The organism is Mammaliicoccus sciuri, assembly GCF_002901825.1.
Lineage (GTDB): Bacteria > Bacillota > Bacilli > Staphylococcales > Staphylococcaceae > Mammaliicoccus > Mammaliicoccus sciuri.
The window spans coordinates 155178-174689 of sequence record NZ_PPQD01000017.1 but is presented as its reverse complement, the minus strand read 5'-3'; the positions used below and the strand labels follow the sequence as shown (position 1 = coordinate 174689).

Sequence of the window (19512 nt, the reverse complement as noted above, 5' to 3'; positions counted from 1 at the left end):
AAAAAGCCTTATACTGATTATAAATAAATACCTATACAAAAGGAGATTGTTTATGGATAAAAAATTCTATTACAAAACACCCGCACTTGTAGCAATGACTTTAGCAGGTACTACGCTTGTATCACATCAAGTAAATGCAGAAGAACAAACCACAAACAAAGAAAATAAAAACATCATTGAACAACATGATAATGCTAGTCAGATTCAAGATGAACAAAAAGAATTAAAAAGCCAATCTTTAAACGTTTCAGGTACTAAAGAATATAAAGATCCATCTATAATTGATGAGCCTAACCAAAAAGTAGAAAATACAACTAATGAATCAGTACAGCCTACTTCTAATGAAGTAGAACAAGACACAGATATAACTTCTGCTGAGGATAATACTGAGGTTTCTGAAGATACTACTCAACCTACTTCTAAAGAAGAAGACCAAAACACAGATGTAACTTCTACTGATGATAACTCTGAAGTTAAGAATAACGACGAGGTTTCTGAAGATACTACTCAAACTACTTCTAACGAAGAAAATCAAAACTCTGATGTAGCTTCTACTGATGATAATTCTGAAGTTACAAATAACGACGAGGTTTCTGAAGATACTACTCAAACTACTTCTAACGAAGAAAATCAAAACTCTGATGTAGCTTCTACTGATGATAACTCTGAAGTTACAAATAACGACGAGGTTTCTGAAGATACTACTCAATCTACTTCTAACGAAGAAGACCAAAACACAGATGTAACTTCTACTGATGATAACTCTGAAGTTACAAATAACGACGAGGTTTCTGAAGATACTACTCAACCTACTTCTAAAGAAGAAAACCAAAACTCTGATGTAGCTTCTTCTGAAGATAATACGGAAGTTAATAACAACCAAGAAGTTTCTGAAGATACTACTCAATCTACTTCTAATGAAGTAGATCAAGATACTGATGTAACTACTACAGAAGACAATACTGAAGAAATAAACAATGAACAGGTTTCTGATGACTTAGCTCAGCCTACTTCTACTAATGATGCTCAAGATACTGAAGCGGCTAATAGTACGCAAAATGCCAAAGTTCAATTAGAAACTGCTAGTGTTCAACCACAAGTCAGCACTTTTGCATTTAGATCTGTAAGTAGTGCGCCTGTTGTTAAAAAAGCTGTCGCTACTACATCTAGTTCTTATAGTCCTACAGTAAGTTCGTCAATAAATAATCAAATTAGAAATAATAATTATGCAGTTCCGACATATGTTGAAGATTTTTCAAGTCATATTCCAAAAATTCCATATCGTAATGGTGTTGGTAAACCTGAAGGTATTATTGCACATGAAACTGCAAATCCTAATTCAACAATTCAAGGCGAAATTGCATATATGAAAAACAACTATGAAAGTGCATTTGTACATGCCTTTGTAGATGATAATAATATTATTGAAGTTGCGCCAACTGATTACTTAGCTTGGGGTGCTGGTGGCGTCGCAAATGAACGATTCATACATGTAGAATTAGTTCGTGTTTATGGCGGAGATCGTTTTGCTCGCTCTATTAACAATTATGCAGATTATATCGCAACTAATTTATCATATTACGGCTTACCATTTGATAGTGCTGAAAATGATGGTACTGGTACTTTATGGTCTCATGATGCTGTTTCTAGATATTTAGGTGGTACGGATCATAGTGACCCATATGGTTGGTTTGCTGAAAATAATTATACTTTTAATGAACTTATAGATTTAGTGCGAGAGAAATATTTATACAAAACAGGTAGTGTAACTCAACCCACTACACCTGTAGTTTCTAAGCCTAAGCCGACTACACCTGTTGTGTCAAAACCTAAACCTACTACACCTGTAGTCTCTAAACCTAAACCTACTACACCTGTAGTCTCTAAACCTAAACCGACTGCACCAGTAGTTTCTAAACCTAAACCGTCTACACCTGTTGTGTCTAAGCCTAAACCTACTACGCCTGTAGCGAGTCCTGCAAAAACAGTAGTTGTTAACTATAAAGGTAAAGTTAATACAAACGCATCAGGTGTTTATAGTTCAGTTTATGATACTAAAACTAAATCAGCTGCTAACAAAGTTGGTAAAACATTTAATATTGGTAAACAATCTAACTATAACAACCAAGTATATTATTTATTACAAGATAATAACGGCACTCCTTTAGGTTGGGTGAAATCTAGTGACATTCAACTGCAAAACAATACTAAAGTAACGCCGAAACCTGCTGCTTCTAACACAGCGAAACCTAAAGCAACGCCGAAACCTGCTGCTTCTAACACAGCGAAACCTAAAGCATCGCCGAAACCTGCTGCTTCTAACACTGTGAAACCTAAGGCAACTCCGAAACCTGTTGCTTCTAACACAGCGAAACCTAAAGCAACTCCGAAACCTGTTGCTTCTAACACTGTGAAACCTAAGGTAACGCCGAAACCTGTTGCTTCTAACACAACAAAAACAAATGCAGTTGCTAAAACGGTTCGTGTTAACTATTTAGGTAAAGTTAATAAAAATATCTCTGGTGTATATACTTCTGTATATGACCAAAAAACTGTACCTGCAATCAACAAAGCAGGAAAAACATTCAAGATTGGTAAACAATCTACTTATAATAATCAAACATATTATCTACTTCAAGATAATAATGCCATTCCATTAGGATGGGTGAATGCTAAAGACATTCAATTACAAAAAGTAACAACACAACCAAAAGTTGTTAATAAAGCAACTGTCGCTCAACCTAAAAAGACAAATGCTATAAAATCAAGTGCTGTTAACAATCAGCCTATTGCTTTAAAAGAAAACTATCAAAACTACTTAATTTTTGATAACAGTGGATATTTCTATAGTGAACCTTCAGTATCTAAAAAAACATTACTAGGTTCATTACAAAACTACCAATATTCATACTTTAAAGTTATTTCATCTCAAAAAGTTGGTAATGAATTATGGTATAAAGGTTTATTAAATGGTAAAACTGTATGGATTAATGCTAAGTATTTACAACTCGCTACAGAATCAACAAATGTTTCAACTAGCCCATATACGTTAGATCAAGCTGTCGATATTCAAATGGCATTAAGAAATGGTTCTGAACCTAAAAAAGTATTAGCAAGTGGTATTAGAAATGCTACGAGAGCTGAAGTTAAAGATGCTATGGATACAAGTAAATATGTAAATGACCCAGTTCAAAAATATCAATTTTTAGACCTAAACAAGTCTCAAAATATTTCAGCAACTAAATTAAATGAATTGTTACGTGGTAAAGGGATTCTTGAAAATCAAGGTAATGCCTTTAGCCAAGCAGCAAAAGCAGTAGGCATTAATGAAATATATTTAATTTCACATGCGTTATTAGAAACTGGTAATGGTACAAGTGATTTAGCTAATGGCGGATCAATCGACCAAAATGGTAATGTTGATTTAAATGCTCAAACAAAATATTATAATATGTTTGGGGTTGGCGCTATTGATAAAAATGCATTATATGGTGGTATTAAATATGCACAACAAGCAGGATGGAACACACCTGAAAAAGCAATCTTAGGTGGTGCTCAATTTATAGCTAATAATTACATTAAATCTGGACAAAACACACTCTATAAAATGAGATTTAATCCGCAAAATCCTGGCGTTCATCAATATGCTACAGGCATAGACTTTGCTAAGTCTAATGCAAAACGAATTAGCGACTTCTATCAACAGATTCAAACAGATGGTCAATATTACGATGTTGATCAATATAAAGCATAATACTAAAGTTAAAACGAATGCCTTTCATAAGGCATTCGTTTGATTTTATAGTATTAACGAAATAAAATTATTTGTACTTTTGAAAAATTTAATTTATAATCTACATTTCAAGCAAATTGTAGATTATCGTTTTAGGGGAGCACTTTTCATGGCAAACGAAAAAGAAAGAGACCATTATTTTGATAACGCGCGATTTTTCTTAATTGTGTTAGTTGTATTCGGTCATTTAACAAGATCTTATGTTAATGAAAGTCATATTTTCAAAGCACTATATATGTTTATTTACAGTTTCCATATGCCAGCATTTGTACTGATATCAGGATTCTTTGCTAAAGGTGTAGGAAAACCAGGTTACATAAAAAAAATTACAATCAAACTCTTATTACCTTATTTAATATTCCAATTATTTTATGGTTTATATTACTACTATATTGATAGAGATGATACATTAAATATTAGTCCCTTCGATCCACAATGGGCAATGTGGTTCTTAGTAAGTTTATTCTCATGGCATATTATTTTGCATTTTGTGAGAAACTTCAATCCATATATCACATTCACAGTAGCAATATTATTAGGTTTAGTTGTCGGTTATTTTGACTTTATTAATGCAAAACTTAGTCTATCAAGAACATTTGTATTCTTCCCAATTTTCTTATTAGGCTATTACATTAATAAAGAACAGTCATTTATTTTAAGAAATAAAAAACATATGTGGTTATCTTCCATTAGTTTAATCGTTATCTTTATCGCTTATTTACTAACTGACTATAACTTTGAATGGTTATTTGGTAGCAAACCATATTCAGCACTTGAAGGCGATGTAGATGTTTATAGTGCATTTAAAAGATTATTCATATATGTTGTCATTTTCGTTTCAACATTTAGTTTCTTAAATTTAATACCAGAGCGTAAGTTACCATTAACTTATATTGGCTCTCGAACAATGTTTATTTATTTACTACATGGTCTTTTCGTAGGTCTATTTCGTTCAAAAGAATGGGATCAAATGTTATTAGACCAACCCTATGTTTGGATTGCTATTATTCTTATAACAATTGCTATTGTGTACTTCTTTAGTAGCGACATTGTAAGACATTATGCAAATCCTGTTGTTAACATTAAAAAGCCACCAAAAAAGAAAAAATAAGCATTTAAAAGCCAATCCTTTGAGTACTTAACTTAAGGATTGGCTTTTTTTGTTTATCTAATTAATGTTTCATACGATATCGTACCTATAAATTTATCTTCACTATTTAATAAATATGCTGGTATTTGTACATGTTTATGTGTAATAGGTGCTAGCTTATGATTATTATTATAAAGATTTTCTAATACTTCATAACTCGCGCTTAATAAATATGTTAAATAATCTACCCACTCTTGCGTATAAGGTGTATCTGACTGAATAAATAATATTGGATTTTCTTTTTTAGATGTTGGTTGCATAAAGTCTGAAACAAATTTTCTTTCGTCTAATGATAGTTCTTCTTTCATTTTAAATTTGATATGAAATTGCGCATTCTTAATAAGTCGATTATCTTGCCCGAAATAATATCGATGAAAATGTGGTAATTGAGCTTCTGCTCTACAAATATGTATTGAATCTTCTTCAAATGAAACCATCCACTGTTCGTCATTATTTTGTATTAATACAAACGTTGGATGTGGTAACCAATCAAAAATATTTAAAGATAGTAGTAACTTTAATCGTTGATTCATATTAGCTAAATTCACCATATAAACATCCCCTATTATTGTAATGTTTCCCTTATTGTAATACGTTTTCTAAATTTTTGCTATATTCATTTATTTGTATGCTTTTTAAAGTTATAATTAAACTATCGTTTTGAAGAGGTGAAAAAAATGCAATTACCATTAAATAAATTTGCATCTCAACTTCAAGTGTCTGGAATTAGAGCGATATCTAACCGTATACCTGAAATTGATGATGTGATTAACTTAACAGTTGGTCAACCCGATTTTCCTGTACCAACAAGTGTTAAAGATGCAATGAAACAAGCAATTGATCATAACTTTACATCTTATTCTCATAATGCTGGGTTACCAGAATTGAGAAAAATCGTTGCACAATATTATAAAAATCGCTTTAATGCTTCATTTGAAACAGATGAAATCCTTATCACAAATGGTGCAAGCGAAGCGTTAGACACAACATTAAGAGGTATTCTTGAACATGGCGATGAAGTATTAATTCCTTCACCAGTATATGCTGGGTATGTCCCACTTATTGAATTGTTAGGTGCTAAACCTATATACATAGATACTACCCAAACTGGCCTCAAAATAACGCCTAAATTAGTTAAATCTCATATAACTGATAAAACAAAAGCTATCTTGCTGAATTATCCTAATAACCCTACTGGAATTACGTTGAATCAACATGAAGTAGAAGCACTTGTTGATACATTTAAAGACTACCCTATTTATGTTGTCAGCGATGAGATATATGCAGAGAATACATTTAATCAGACTCATACATCTTTCGCTTCGTATGACGCAATCAAAGATCAATGTATTTTACTAGGTGGTTTGAGTAAATCACATTCAATGACTGGTCTAAGAATCGGATTCTTATTAGGACCACAATATGTTATGAAACAATTAACCTTTGTACATGCTTATAATTGTATTTGTGCGAATGTGCCGAGCCAATACGCTGCAATTGAAGCACTAACAAATGCAATTGATTCGCCTATGGAAATGAATAAAGCATATATAGAACGTAGAGATTATGTATACAAGCGATTGATTGACATAGGCTTTAAATTAAATGAAAAACCTCAAGGTGCATTTTACATCTTTCCACAAATTTCACATTTCGGAATGGATGATTATGAATTCTGTATGAAGGCACTTGAAGATTACCATGTCGCGATTGTACCAGGTTCAGCTTTCACCCATATTGGTAAGGGCTATATTAGAATTTCATATGCTTATAATTTAGAAGCACTCGAAGAAGGACTGAATAGATTAGAAAGAATGATTCAAGAACTATTTTAAAGGGGCTGGAACACAATGGATTTATTATGGCAAACGTTTGAAGATAGAAGTCATTTACTTAAAAGTTTAGTCAGACATCAATCTATAACACATTCAGAAGGAGAAAAGACTTTTCCTTACTTTTTAAGAGATCAATACTTAAAGTTAGATTATTTTAAGCGTAATGCTCATCAAGTTATGCTGCAACCGACCGGGGATGGTCGCCATGCAGTTCTTGCATATTACAAAGCACCACAATCTAAAAAAACGCTCGTTTGTATAAGTCATTTTGATACTGTTGGTATCGATGATTATAGCGAATATAAAGATGATGCTTTCGATATGGATAAAATCACAGAAATATTTAGACAAGATATGAAATACTTAACGCCTGATGCTAAAAAAGATATCCAAACGCACAATTATTTATTTGGACGTGGTTCAATGGATATGAAACCAGGTCTTATGATACATATGTCTATGATAGAAAAAGCAATCCAAGAATCATGGGATATTAACATAATCGTTGTTTCAGTACCTGATGAAGAAGTTGAGTCTAAAGGTATGCATGTAGCCGTTCAAAAGCTCAATCAAATTCGTAAGGAAGATCATTTAGATATAGCTTTACATTTAAACAGTGAACCTACTTTTTCACAAGCAGAAAATGACCCAAATCATTATGTATATTCAGGGACAATAGGCAAAATTATGCCTTCAGTATTATGCTATGGTAAAGAAACACATGTTGGACAACCATTGAATGGTATTAGTTCGAATTTCATACAAAGTTTTATTAATAGCAAAATGGAATACTGTACTTTGTTTAAGGAAACATACAAAGATGAAACGACGCCGCTTCCAGTTTCTCTCATGAGTAGAGATATTAAAGATCATTATGACGTTCAAACACCATTTAGAACTGTTTCATTATATAATGTATTTTTATTTAACAGAAATGCAGAACAAGCTTTTAAAATTTTTAACGATGTAGTTAAAGATGCCATTCACAATTGTGAAAAAGCATATCAAGAAACATTAAAATCCGAGGGTTTTCATAAAACATTATCAATTAACCTCTTAACCTTCAAAGAATTAAAAGCACGCGCAATAGAAGAATATGGTAAAAGTAAAATCAATCAAATTATTGAACAAACGGTTCATGAAATTCATGATGAAAGAGCACAATCTATAGAAATTACAGATCGTTTTATGCATATGTTGAAAGGTTTAGGACCAAGTGTCGTAACATTTTTTGCGCCACCTTATTATCCAGCTGCGCACTCTTCTGAAGATGCATTTATTGATGAAATTGTTCAAACTGTTAGTGATACATCTTTAAGTCAGTTTGATAGAGTTTCAAAAAGACAATATTTCTTTAATGGCATTAGTGATCTGAGTTACGCAAAATATAGACAAGACGATTTAGGATTTGAAAGTTATATTGAACAAACACCTGTGTTTAATCAATCATACTTTATACCATTTAAAGATATACAAGAAATAAGTGCACCAGTTATTAATATTGGACCTATCGGTAAAGATGCTCATCAAGTAACAGAACGCATCAATATGAAAAGTGCGTTTGAAGAAATACCTGCAATTATTGAGCAAGTCATAAGAAAGCATTTATTATAACGAAAAAAAGAGAGGTTGAGACATTATGAAATGTCTCAACCTCTTGTTTTTATTTGTATCAATATTAAGGAAACTTAGGAAATTGATCGAAGTCTGGTTGACGTTTTTCTTTGAAAGCGTCTCTTCCTTCTTTTGCTTCGTCTGAAGTGTAATATAATAATGTTGCATCACCAGCGAATTGTTGTAAACCAGCTAATCCATCAGTGTCAGCGTTCATAGCAGCTTTTAAGAAACGTAATGCAGTTGGTGAATGTTGCATCATTTCTTTACACCATTGAACAGTTTCATCTTCTATTTTATCTAATGGTACAACTGTATTTACAAGACCCATATCAATAGCTTCTTTTGCATCGTATTGGCGACATAAGAACCAAATTTCACGTGCTTTTTTATGTCCAACAATTCTTGCTAAATATCCTGAACCATAACCAGCATCGAATGAACCTACTTTAGGTCCAGTTTGACCGAATCTTGCATTTTCAGCGGCAATTGTTAAGTCACATACGATATGTAGTACGTGTCCACCACCAATAGCATATCCTCTAACCATAGCTACTACGGGTTTAGGAATAACACGGATAAGACGTTGTAAATCTAGTACATTTAATCTTGGAATTTGGTCATCGCCAACGTAACCACCATGTCCACGAACAGATTGGTCTCCACCTGAACAGAATGCTAAGTCGCCTTCACCAGTTAAGATGATAGAACCTACTCTCTCATCATCTCTAGCTCTAGAGAAAGCATCGATCATTTCTTGAACTGTTAAAGGTGTGAATGCATTACGTACTTCTGGACGGTTGATTGTAATTTTAGCAATACCTTCGAAAAATTCATATTTAATTTCTTTATATTCTTTTATAGTTTCCCATTGTCTTGACATAATTTGCCTCCTAAAATAAATTCTATTATTATTGTATCAAATTTTGAGGGTTGTTCCACATGAATTGTGTGCCCAGCATCATTAACAATATAAAATTTACTATTTTTTATACTTTCGTTCATTTGTTTACCTATTTGAATAAACTTTTCATCTTTTTGACCGACGATAATACAAGTTGGTACATTCATTGTATTCAAATGATGCCAATTGGATGGTTGTGAACCTGTACCATAATCTTTAAGTGCTTTACTTAACCCATTAGGATTTTGAGAAAGTCTCATCTGTTTAATACGTTCTCTTTCTCCAGTAGAAAGTATAGACTGACTATTAAATAATGGTAGTTTAGACCATTCCTCGACAAACTGTTGTAATCCAATTTCTTGAATGCGCGTTGCTCTGTTATAATCGACTTCAATTCTATTCTGTTTATCTGATGAATCTTTAAGTCCAGGACTAGCACTTTCTAAGATCAAGCCGCTTAATAACTCTGAGTATTGCACTGCAAAGCTTAACGCAACACGTCCACCCATAGAATATCCATGCAAATAAATCTTATCAAGTTCTAAATAATCAATGACTTCTTTAATCTTTGAGACAATAAAATCCATTGACCATATTTCATCATAACTTGATTTATCATGTCCATGTCCAGGTAAATCAATGGTTATTACATTTAAGCCTTTGTTTCTCAAGGTACTCTCAACTATATGAAATGATGTATGATCACTGATGAAGCCATGTAACAAAATAATAGACGGTTTTTGTTCATCATATGACTTAACGTGGTGATTTAACATATTGAATACCTTTCATTTGTTCAAAGAGTTGTCTATGTGTTGCGGTATTTTCTTCTCTATTCGTTAGAATTTCGTATAAATAAGAACCGAATTGCGGTAATGTTTGTTTTTTATAATCAGAAACACTTTCGAATTTTTCGTAACCTAACTCATATAGATGCGCAACATGTTGAAAATCTAAATCAAGTGGTGTACCGAATAATTTCTCAAAATGTTCAGGTGCTTCTTCTTTAGGTGCTAAGTAATTGAAGATGCCACCACCATTATTGTTTAAGCATACAATTGTAATATCTAAATCATGAAGTTTACTCATAATCAAGCCATTCATATCATGAAAGAATGAAACATCACCTATGATAAGTGTAACTTTTTTATATACAGACATGCCAAGTGCAGTCGACACGACACCATCAATACCATTCGCACCTCTATTAGCTGCTATTTCAGCTTTTGAGTTTAAATTAAATGTATCGACATCTCTTATCGGCATACTATTACCAACAAATACAGTATCTTTAGAAGTCATTTTTTTCAATAAACTACCTACTGCAGCACCTTCATCTGTTTCTTCATCGATATATTTTTCAATCAATGCACTCGCTTCTTTATCCATTGTTATCCATTTTTCTAACCAATTCTTGTTTTGTGTGGGTGTTACATCTTGAGCTTGTCTGAAGAAATCATTTGGACTTAGTTCCACTGAAATCGTTGGTACTTTAGGATAGGCATCAGGTGTATCATTATTTTGCACAAGAATTTGTGGACATTTAACTTCTTTTAACCAATTGTTTAAATGTTTAGAAACGACTGGTTGCCCCACTCTGATGATAAATTGCGGTTCTATACTTAATCCGCCTTTGAAAAGTGCATCATAAGTAGAAATCACATTTGGATGATTTAATTTTCTCAAATTACTTAATGGATCAGCTAATATAGGAATATTATGAATAGCTGAATAAGTTAATATTTGAGATAAATCCTGACCTTGTGTATCTCCTACAATAACGACACCTCTTGGTTTTTCGATATATGTTTGAATACTCGTAAAATCAATCGATTTTTGATATTTTGTTTCTAATTTTCTTTTAGAGGACAAATATCTTCTTAATTTCACATTAGGGATTAATGGTTCTCTAAATGGAAAATTAAAATGTACAGGTCCTCTTTGTGGACCAACAAAATGTTTCTCAGCTTTAATCATATTCATATTAATTGCATTTAATGTACCTTCTGAGTCATCAGCTATAGGCATATCAAATTGAAACTTCGTGAAGTTTTGGAACATATTCACTTGATTGATTGCTTGAGGTGCACCAACATTACGTAATTCATGTGGTCTATCACTTGTAACAACGACAAGTGGTAATCGACTAATAAATGCTTCAGATACAGCTGGCATATAATTAGATGCTGCTGTTCCTGAAGTACAGATAATTGCGACAGGCTTTTGACTTGCTTTGATTATGCCAAGTGCAAAAAATGCTGCGCTTCTTTCATCTGGATGAACCCATGTTTTTAAATGTGGATGTCGTTCACAAGCTATCGCTAATGGTGTAGATCTTGATCCAGGACTAATAACAACATCATCGACACCATATTCATATAATTTAGAAACAAATGTAAATACTTGTTTAGTGAGACTTTCAATATGTGTACTCAATTCTACATCACTCCTAGTGCTTTCAACATTGGTTTAAATTTTAAGTCTGTTTCTTCAAACTCAGATATTGCTTCAGAATCTTTTACAATACCACAACCTGAATATAATGTTGCAGTATGATTATTCACTAACATAGAACGAATAGATACAACAAATTCACCATTATTTTCTAAATCTATATAACCTAATGGTGCACCGTAAAACCCTCTTGTTCCGAACTCTTCATGTTCTATAAATTTTATAGCTTCAACTTTAGGAAATCCTCCTAATGCTGGCGTCGGATGCAATTGATTAACAATTTCTAATACATTTTCAGATAGTAAATCTGCTTGTATTTTCGTATATAAATGATATAAATGTTTGTTTGTGAGTATGGTTGGCTTTTTATCGTATTCAATGTGTTTCGTAAATGATTGAATGTCATGAATGATACTATCCACTACATAACGATGTTCAAATTGATTTTTAGAATCATTTAGAAGTTCATCTTTTAATTCATCATTCTTTGATTCATCTTCTGTTCTTAAAATCGTACCAGCAATTGCATTTGTATATAGTTTACCATCTTCTATTTGGCAAAGTTGTTCAGGTGTTTGTGAAATAAATTGGGAATTACCTGATTCAAATAGCAATAAATAGCTTGATTCATTAGAATCTAATGATCTTTGTAATGCATCTTCAACATTAACATGATTTTCAAATTCGATTTGTCTTCTTCGAGATAGTACGACTTTTTGTAGGGCTACAGATTCATTCATTTGTGAAACAACTTTAGTAACTAATGCTTTCCATTCTTCACTTTGAATATCTTTATTATCCACTACTACAGGTTCACTCGATTCGATTTTTTCATTTTCTGTTTCTAAAATACTTATAACTTCGTGAATATTATCGATATCGAATTTGTTACCATGATCCGTATAAGTAAGATAATAATGACCATTTTCTTTTGTCACCAAATATTTAGGCAATACAAAATGACTCATCCCGTAATCTTTCCATTCATTCGTTAATGAATGCTCTGAAAATTGAAAGCCACCAAAGAACTTTAGATGGTGCTTTTCTTCATGTAACTTAATTGTATTTAATTGTTCTTTAATATTTTGCCAGTATTCATATATATCATCATGTTCTAGATGTGAATACCTAGCTTCTAATAAATATCCAATTCCACACATTTCTAATTTAGAATCCTTAGATTTGTAATAAAAATGTTGTCCTGTATAATTGATTTCTTCCCTTAATAAATGGATTAAATCTGGTTGATATTGAAGCTCAATTTCAACTGAAATATAATTTTTATTTCCATCGATTTCAGAAATTATCTGTTGCTTCAAATCCGTCCTCAAGGCCATTTCACTTCCACTTCTTTCCGAAAAATATCTATCTACTCATTTTATCATTTTTTAAGTCAACATGCGTTAATATTGTACTTTAAATACAGAATATAAATTAAAATTTTACACAATTACAGTGATTGACCAATTGATAGCGAAAGCATATACTAATACTGTCAAAAATATAAATTTAAGAGGTAAATACATGTCACAAAATTTATCACAGCATTCAGGCTTGAAAAAATATTATCATTTGATGAGACCACATACACTTACAGCATCATTTGTTCCTGTCCTATTGGGTACCGCTTCATCAAAGATTTTTTTAACAGGCGCTGAAGCATCCATTAAAATTTCAGTCGTATTAGCAATGTTACTCGCAAGTATTTTAATACAAGCAGCAACTAATATGTTTAATGAATACTTTGATTATAAGAGAGGATTAGATGACCATACTTCTGTCGGTATCGGAGGCGCAATTGTAAGAAATGGTATGTCTCCTAAATCCGTTTATAATTTAGCAATAGCATTCTATGTTATAGCTGTCATATTAGGTATTTACATATGCATACAAAGTACATGGCTATTAATACCAATAGGATTAGTTTGTATGGCAATCGGTTATTTTTATACAGGTGGACCAATCCCTATTTCATGGACGCCATTCGGTGAAATATTCGCTGGATTCTTCATGGGATTTGTAATTGTCATGATTTCATTCTATATACAAACAGGTACTTTAAGTTTTTATCCAGCATTATTAAGTATCCCTGTTTCTATTACAATCGGACTTATCAACTTGGCAAATAACATTAGAGACCGCGAAAAAGACAAACAAAGTGGTAGAAAGACTTACGCGATTTTAGTCGGTAAAAGACTATCTATCATGACTATGGCAATTCTTTATATTTTCGCATATGTCTTTGTTATTTACTTAGCATTATTTAAACCATACGGCTCTCTATTATGGTTGCTTGTCTTAATATCTGCACCATTCCCAATCAAAGCCGTACGTCGATTCAATAAAAATGACACACCACAAACTATGATGCCAGCAATGGCAGCTACAGGTAAAGCGAACACGATCTTCGGATTGTTATTAGCACTTGGTGTATATATTAGTGGTTTATTAGGTGGATTATAAAACACCATCAAAAAAGAGGCTTGGACAATGTCCAGCCTCTTTTTTGATTTATATAAGTTGGTTTAAATATTCAAAAGCTGTAATTCCATATATTTTCTTGAAATTTTTATTTAAATGCGATAAATCTACAAATCCACAATTTGTTACAGCAGCATAAATATCTTTAGTTATTTCTAAATTTAATTTAGCTTGCTCTACCTTTCTATTCAAATAATATTGATAAGGTGTAAAACCAGTATACTTTTTAAAATAGCGAATAAATTGATATTGAGTCATATTTAATTCTAGACTGATCATTTCTACATTTAATGTATCAAACAAGTGGCTCTCTATAATATTCTTCGCCATGTTTATGAGCCTGTTATCTTTAGGCGCTACATTTATATCATTATTCAACAAAGCATCATTAACTTGCAGCAATTGTTCTAATACATAAGCATCTTCTTGATTCGTTAAAATGGCATTAGAGAGATGGATAATTTTGTTTTTTAAATTTTGATCATTTGATATAGGTTTATTGAAAATTACATTTTGCGGTATGTTATCATTTCCAAGAATATGTTCTCTCTCTAAATAAATCATTGTGTATTTAAGGTCTTTCTTGTCAAAAGAACTACCATCATGAATTTGTTCTGGATTAAAGAACATAACATTATTAGGATATGATAAATATTGGTCACCATCTAAAGTATAGTGTTGTATACCATCTAACGTAACACCAAGTGCATATTCTTTATGCGCATGTTTTTTATATTTAAACTCGCTCATTTGAGCTAATAATGCTGTAACACCTATACGCTTTTTATACAAAAAATTATCCATATAATCCCTCCTTATCTATAACCAAATTAATAATGTCGCCATAACAAGTGCCATTGACATAATGACATTAAAAACTTTCAAATGTTGATCTATAAATTTTTTCAGAACTGTGCCGAATAAAAGCCAAGACGCAAATGCTAAAAACCCAATAATCGTTATTATAGTTACATTAAGAAACACATCGTTAAAAGTAGAGTCTGCTTTTAAAACAAAGCTTGGTAAGACCGTTAAACAGAATAAGACAACTTTAGGATTTAGAAATTGCATGACAAACCCAGAAGTAAAGTTACCGTAATTTGTATCATTATGTGATTTAGAAGCATTTAAAATCTGATATGACAAATATAACATATAAATCGTTCCAATTATTTTCATCGTAAATATAATATTCGGCATTATGTTTACGAGTACTGTATTAAATATTGCAGATAACAACAAAATTAAAAAGAATGCTACCGTTGAACCGTACGTATACTGCAAAGCTTTTTTAGTACCGTAATTTTGAGTTGTTGTTAATATTACGATATTTGTAGGTCCAGGTGTGAAAGTAATTATAAAACAGTAAAATAAAAATGATAATGTACTCATCGAATCCCTCCAGTATCTTTGTATTCTCTCAATAATGTCAAAATTGATATAGTACAAAATTGCATTCACATAAAAATAAGACCACGCCAACATTTTGTTGGCATGATCTTATTTTTTTAAGAACTCAAGTATATCTTTTTCAATTTGTTCTTTATCTTCACTTCTTGTCATTAAATGTGTTGCATTTTTATAAGCTGTTAATTCTTTATGTTCTGATGCTATATCATGATATATTCTTTCCGCACTATCTTGATAAAATGTTTGATCTAATTCTCCATACTTTATAGAGATAGGTATTTTTACTGCGTCTAAATGATTCATAATATCCTCTATAAATGATGTAAATATATGTGCACCTTCATCATAATCATCAATGAGTGCAAGTTGGCGTTTGCTTTCTTCTTCATCTAAACCTTGGATCTGATTAATTCTTTCTCCATAATGATAGAGTCTTCTTTTAATATCTTTATTTGTTCTATTATGAGGTGTAGACATTGCTATACATTTCTTCACATCAAATGTTTCGACAAGTTTTAAAGACATAAGAGCACCTAATGAAACACCGAGCACATGAATGCTTTCATATCCACTATCCTTTAAATAGTGATAACTCTCTTGTACTTGCTTCCACCAATCATTTGTTGTATAGGCTAATAAACCTTCTAAACTTAATCCATGCCCTTTATAAGCTGGAATATAGCAAGTGTATCCCGCTTCGTTTAGAAACTCTGCTAAAGCTTTTACATCTCTTACTGTACCTGTAAATGAATGCAATAATATAACCGCTTCATCTCCACCTTTAAAAAATACATTTTGAGATTCTTTCAATTTCAACAATCAAATCACTCCGATTTCAATTTCGATATCACTATTATAACGCTTTTTCCATATAATAGTTTGTCGTTTCAAATCCCATTTTTTTATATAACTCATATGCAATTTGATTATGACCGAAAACATGGAGTCGAATACTTTTAATGTCATGTTCCTTGCAATACTCATCTAAAGCTTGCATCGTCATTTTACCTAAACCTTTACCTCTATCAAATTCGTTAATTTTAATATCATAAATAAAACTTTTTAATACATGATCTTTCTCGAACACATGTAGCCATAAAATACCAACCTTATCCCCTTCATTAAAGATATTAAAAATTTTATGACCTTCCGTATGTAAACCATCAGGTAGAAGTTTCTTAAAATATGCTCTACCTCTATCATCCGCTTCTTCAACAGACCAAGAACCACTTTTCACTTGTTCATCAGCAAATTCTTTCAAAGAAACCTCATAAAAATCATTAAAGTCCTGCATTTCCATTAATTTTAATTCAACAGTCATATAATCCCCACCAATCTCTATATTTAGGTTCATTATACACTTCTAAAAATTAGAAACAAAAATGCAATTATTTGTTTAACCACTTAATAAACGTAATCCCCAAAATTAAAATACTCACAGCAACAAGTGATTCAATCTTCTCCTTCTTCGTAGTCTTACGAATACTTATACTTGCTTTCATATCAAACACCCCCCTTAATCATTAATTTTTCACAATAGACAAATATTGACAAATTGTGTTATAAATTCTTTGAAAAAGGACAACGTGTTGCTGCACGTTGTCCGATGAGCCCGTTTTAAAGACGGTGACCAAGTTTTAATGATTTAATAAATCATCTCTCTTTAGTCTAAAGTTGTAAGAGATGGTTTATTTTTTTACTTTTGTTCTTTATCAAAAATATCTTTCTTAATGATATATTCAAAAATAATTTTTATTATTACTACACCTATTGGTAATAATACATAGCGTGTATTATTGTCATGGTTGCCAATGTGCTGATCATACATACTTAATATAAAATACATAACAAAACAGTAAATAAGACATACTACAATTCCCGTTTTATTTATTTTTCTTTTCAACTTTTCTTCCCCTTTCTATAAAACGAAAATTAGCTCTTTTATTCATTATAATTTTTAGTTGTAATTTGTAAATACATTTTACATAAATTGGATATAATAAGGTATATGGCTAAGCTTAAATATATAGTGTGTTATTATCTTATTGGAGGGGTTATGATGAAGAATACGATAGACGAAGTTATCGAATTAAGATCAAAGAAAGAATATATAAAAGCAAAAGAAAAAATGGAAGATATATTAAGTAAAGATCCTAACAATGCATATTACAACTATCAAATGGCATGGTGTCTTGATAATTTAGGATTAGAACACGAGGCTATTCATTATTATCATAAATCTATTAATAACAATTTAGAGCTAATATATCTAAAAGATGCTTATATAGGTTTAGGAAGCACTTATAGAAGTATTGGCAAATACAAAGAAGCTGAGCATATTTTAAATGAAGGATTAACGAAATTTGATGACAGCCCTGTATTAAAAATATTCCTTGCTATTACACAATATAATATGAATAATAATCAGAAGTCTGTTTCTCTATTAATTGATACATTGCTAACAAATGTTGAAAATACTGAGATTCACGAATATAAAAATGCTTTGAAATTTTACAATGAAAATCTAGATAAAATATTCAACTGAAATAGAGAAAGTCACACGTAATAATCCGACTACAAAATAGACAAATTCTACCAAATTATGTTATAATCCAATTGAAAAAAGGACAACGTGCTGTAACACGTTGTCCTATGAGCCCGTTTTAAAGACGGTGACTAATTTAATGCAAATAAACCTTCTCAAACTAGTCTAAAGTTGTAAGAGATGGTTTATTTTTTTGGCTTAATTTAACCATTGCGATTACTAAATCTAATAATAGTACGATAAAACTACCGAAACTAAACATTAAGTTTAGCGCTTCGCTAATCGGGACCACTACGGCCAACTCCTTTCTAAAGATTTTGTTGATACTTTCATAAGCATCACCTCACTTTATACTAAGATTGGCCACCATCTATCCAACTTGCTCTGTTATATTATACCAAATTCCCAGTATTTGTTATATACATTATAGACAAAATATGCCAAGTCGTACTATTATATATACATACAATTAAATATTGCTCTATCACATTCTTTAAAAATTTTCTCTAAAGAAGATTACTTAAATCATTAGTTTTTATTTATCTTTATTTAATTCTAACGCCTATGAAAACTACATCTAAAGATTGGAGATATGTAATTTGAAAAACACTTTAAATAATCTTAATAACAATGGTACTTGGTATGAACGAAGTTGGTTTATAGTATTAACATTAATTATAATTAATCCGTTGGGATTAGCTTTAATGTGGGGATTAAAAAAATGGAATTTTTGGGTAAGAGTCGTTATTACTTCACTCTGTTTGATTTTCTTTTTTACTCACTTAATATCAGATAATGAACCTAAAACAGTTTATAAAACTAATCCTGTGGATAAAGAATTAAAAGAGCAACTTAAAGATGTTAAATCAGAAAATAAAAAACTAAAGAAGAAAATCGATGAGCTAAATGAAAAAATTGCTAAAGACAAAAAAGAAACTAAAACTAATAAAAATGATGAAAAATCTCAAGAAATAGATTCATCAAAAACTTCAAACAAAAATGAACAAAATAAAGATAATATTGTAGCAGGAGCATCTACTGAAGAAAATAAAGATAGTACAAATGAAAAGGAAAAAAATGTCTCTAGTGAGCAATCTAATACTATTGAAGCACCTCAACAAACAGAGTCACAGCCAGAAGTTCAAAGTAATAATACAGCTCCACAAACACAGCATTTCGGAAATTGTAGCAGCCTAAGACAAGTATATCCAAATGGTGTACCTGCCGGTCATCCAGCATATAATGGTAATTTAGATAGAGATCATGATGGATTCGCATGCGAAAGAGATTAACTTATTGACGTATTAATTTAAAATGCTAAATACA

At 31.3% G+C, this 19512-nt stretch carries 18 protein-coding genes; 7 read left to right on the top strand and 11 right to left on the bottom strand.

All coding sequences use genetic code 11. The annotated features are described in order from the left end of the window. The first annotated feature begins 52 nt into the window (after nt 1-52). The gene (locus tag CD035_RS03330; protein WP_103354175.1) at nt 53-3754 is read left to right on the top strand and encodes a glucosaminidase domain-containing protein; all 3702 of its coding nucleotides are present in this window, start codon (nt 53-55) and stop codon (nt 3752-3754) included. A gap of 148 nt (nt 3755-3902) precedes the next feature. Next, on the top strand, nt 3903-4904 hold the full coding sequence (locus tag CD035_RS03325) for an acyltransferase family protein (RefSeq protein WP_048542100.1): 1002 nt from the start codon (nt 3903-3905) through the stop codon (nt 4902-4904). Between the two features lie 53 nt (nt 4905-4957). Here CD035_RS03325 and CD035_RS03320 read toward each other — a convergent pair whose 3' ends face one another. After that, nucleotides 4958-5494, bottom strand: coding sequence for a hypothetical protein (locus CD035_RS03320; RefSeq protein WP_048542098.1), 537 nt, complete (start codon nt 5492-5494; stop codon nt 4958-4960). A 126-nt stretch (nt 5495-5620) separates the two neighbouring features. Between CD035_RS03320 and CD035_RS03315 the strand changes: the two genes are divergently transcribed. Further along, nucleotides 5621-6778 carry an aminotransferase class I/II-fold pyridoxal phosphate-dependent enzyme gene (locus tag CD035_RS03315; RefSeq protein ID WP_048542096.1) on the top strand — a complete coding sequence of 386 codons (1158 nt, stop codon included), beginning with the start codon at nt 5621-5623 and terminating at the stop codon, nt 6776-6778. 15 nt (nt 6779-6793) lie between these two features. Next, the gene (locus CD035_RS03310; RefSeq protein ID WP_048542094.1) at nt 6794-8392 is read left to right on the top strand and encodes a M20/M25/M40 family metallo-hydrolase; all 1599 of its coding nucleotides are present in this window, start codon (nt 6794-6796) and stop codon (nt 8390-8392) included. Between the two features lie 64 nt (nt 8393-8456). Here CD035_RS03310 and menB read toward each other — a convergent pair whose 3' ends face one another. Genes menB through CD035_RS03290 form a run of 4 tightly spaced genes read right to left on the bottom strand, consistent with a single transcriptional unit; the run spans nt 8457 to nt 13069 of the window. After that, nucleotides 8457-9278, bottom strand: coding sequence for a 1,4-dihydroxy-2-naphthoyl-CoA synthase (gene menB, locus CD035_RS03305; protein ID WP_171992079.1), 822 nt, complete (start codon nt 9276-9278; stop codon nt 8457-8459). Next, nucleotides 9251-10072, bottom strand: a complete 822-nt coding sequence (gene menH, locus CD035_RS03300) for a 2-succinyl-6-hydroxy-2,4-cyclohexadiene-1-carboxylate synthase (protein WP_048542090.1) — start codon at nt 10070-10072, stop codon at nt 9251-9253. Before menH ends, menB begins: the two co-directional genes overlap by 28 nt. After that, on the bottom strand, nt 10053-11732 hold the full coding sequence (gene menD / locus CD035_RS03295) for a 2-succinyl-5-enolpyruvyl-6-hydroxy-3-cyclohexene-1-carboxylic-acid synthase (RefSeq protein ID WP_048542089.1): 1680 nt from the start codon (nt 11730-11732) through the stop codon (nt 10053-10055). The genes menH and menD overlap by 20 nt, the downstream gene beginning before the upstream one ends. A gap of 2 nt (nt 11733-11734) precedes the next feature. Continuing rightward, nucleotides 11735-13069, bottom strand: a complete 1335-nt coding sequence (locus tag CD035_RS03290; RefSeq protein ID WP_229412500.1) for an isochorismate synthase — start codon at nt 13067-13069, stop codon at nt 11735-11737. A gap of 205 nt (nt 13070-13274) precedes the next feature. Between CD035_RS03290 and CD035_RS03285 the strand changes: the two genes are divergently transcribed. Beyond that, nucleotides 13275-14213, top strand: coding sequence for a 1,4-dihydroxy-2-naphthoate polyprenyltransferase (locus CD035_RS03285; RefSeq protein ID WP_048542084.1), 939 nt, complete (start codon nt 13275-13277; stop codon nt 14211-14213). A 48-nt stretch (nt 14214-14261) separates the two neighbouring features. On the opposite strand, the gene CD035_RS03280 is transcribed toward CD035_RS03285, so the two are convergent. The 5 genes from CD035_RS03280 to CD035_RS14025 form a co-directional block, all read right to left on the bottom strand. Then, a complete protein-coding gene (locus tag CD035_RS03280) occupies nt 14262-15035 on the bottom strand; it encodes an AraC family transcriptional regulator (protein WP_048542081.1) in 774 nt (257 codons plus the stop codon). Nucleotides 15036-15050: 15 nt separating this feature from the next. Continuing rightward, entirely contained in the window at nt 15051-15623 is a 573-nt protein-coding gene (locus CD035_RS03275; protein ID WP_048542079.1) for a LysE family translocator, read from the bottom strand. 108 nt (nt 15624-15731) lie between these two features. Then, nucleotides 15732-16460, bottom strand: a complete 729-nt coding sequence (locus tag CD035_RS03270) for an alpha/beta hydrolase (RefSeq protein ID WP_048542078.1) — start codon at nt 16458-16460, stop codon at nt 15732-15734. 34 nt (nt 16461-16494) lie between these two features. Then, nucleotides 16495-16962 (bottom strand): GNAT family N-acetyltransferase, encoded by a 468-nt coding sequence (locus CD035_RS03265; protein WP_048542076.1) that lies wholly within the window; start codon nt 16960-16962, stop codon nt 16495-16497. A 375-nt stretch (nt 16963-17337) separates the two neighbouring features. Beyond that, entirely contained in the window at nt 17338-17544 is a 207-nt protein-coding gene (locus CD035_RS14025) for a hypothetical protein (protein WP_048542074.1), read from the bottom strand. Nucleotides 17545-17700: 156 nt separating this feature from the next. On the opposite strand from CD035_RS14025, the gene CD035_RS03255 reads away from it, so the two are divergent. Further along, on the top strand, nt 17701-18186 hold the full coding sequence (locus tag CD035_RS03255; RefSeq protein ID WP_048542072.1) for a tetratricopeptide repeat protein: 486 nt from the start codon (nt 17701-17703) through the stop codon (nt 18184-18186). Nucleotides 18187-18346: 160 nt separating this feature from the next. Here CD035_RS03255 and CD035_RS13805 read toward each other — a convergent pair whose 3' ends face one another. After that, nucleotides 18347-18478, bottom strand: coding sequence for a putative holin-like toxin (locus CD035_RS13805; protein ID WP_080964686.1), 132 nt, complete (start codon nt 18476-18478; stop codon nt 18347-18349). 307 nt (nt 18479-18785) lie between these two features. On the opposite strand from CD035_RS13805, the gene CD035_RS14230 reads away from it, so the two are divergent. After that, nucleotides 18786-19478, top strand: coding sequence for an excalibur calcium-binding domain-containing protein (locus tag CD035_RS14230; protein WP_048542070.1), 693 nt, complete (start codon nt 18786-18788; stop codon nt 19476-19478). Nucleotides 19479-19512 lie beyond the last annotated feature (34 nt).

Coding starts and splice junctions, on each gene's coding strand:
- CD035_RS03255 (WP_048542072.1), top strand. CDS start 17,701: ATGAAGAATACGATAGACGAAGTTATCGAATTAAGATCAAAGAAAGAA.
- CD035_RS03325 (WP_048542100.1), top strand. CDS start 3,903: ATGGCAAACGAAAAAGAAAGAGACCATTATTTTGATAACGCGCGATTT.
- CD035_RS03330 (WP_103354175.1), top strand. CDS start 53: ATGGATAAAAAATTCTATTACAAAACACCCGCACTTGTAGCAATGACT.
- CD035_RS03275 (WP_048542079.1), bottom strand. CDS start 15,623: ATGAGTACATTATCATTTTTATTTTACTGTTTTATAATTACTTTCACA.
- CD035_RS03320 (WP_048542098.1), bottom strand. CDS start 5,494: ATGGTGAATTTAGCTAATATGAATCAACGATTAAAGTTACTACTATCT.
- CD035_RS03265 (WP_048542076.1), bottom strand. CDS start 16,962: ATGACTGTTGAATTAAAATTAATGGAAATGCAGGACTTTAATGATTTT.
- CD035_RS03280 (WP_048542081.1), bottom strand. CDS start 15,035: ATGGATAATTTTTTGTATAAAAAGCGTATAGGTGTTACAGCATTATTA.
- menH (WP_048542090.1), bottom strand. CDS start 10,072: ATGTTAAATCACCACGTTAAGTCATATGATGAACAAAAACCGTCTATT.
- CD035_RS03285 (WP_048542084.1), top strand. CDS start 13,275: ATGTCACAAAATTTATCACAGCATTCAGGCTTGAAAAAATATTATCAT.
- CD035_RS03315 (WP_048542096.1), top strand. CDS start 5,621: ATGCAATTACCATTAAATAAATTTGCATCTCAACTTCAAGTGTCTGGA.
- CD035_RS03310 (WP_048542094.1), top strand. CDS start 6,794: ATGGATTTATTATGGCAAACGTTTGAAGATAGAAGTCATTTACTTAAA.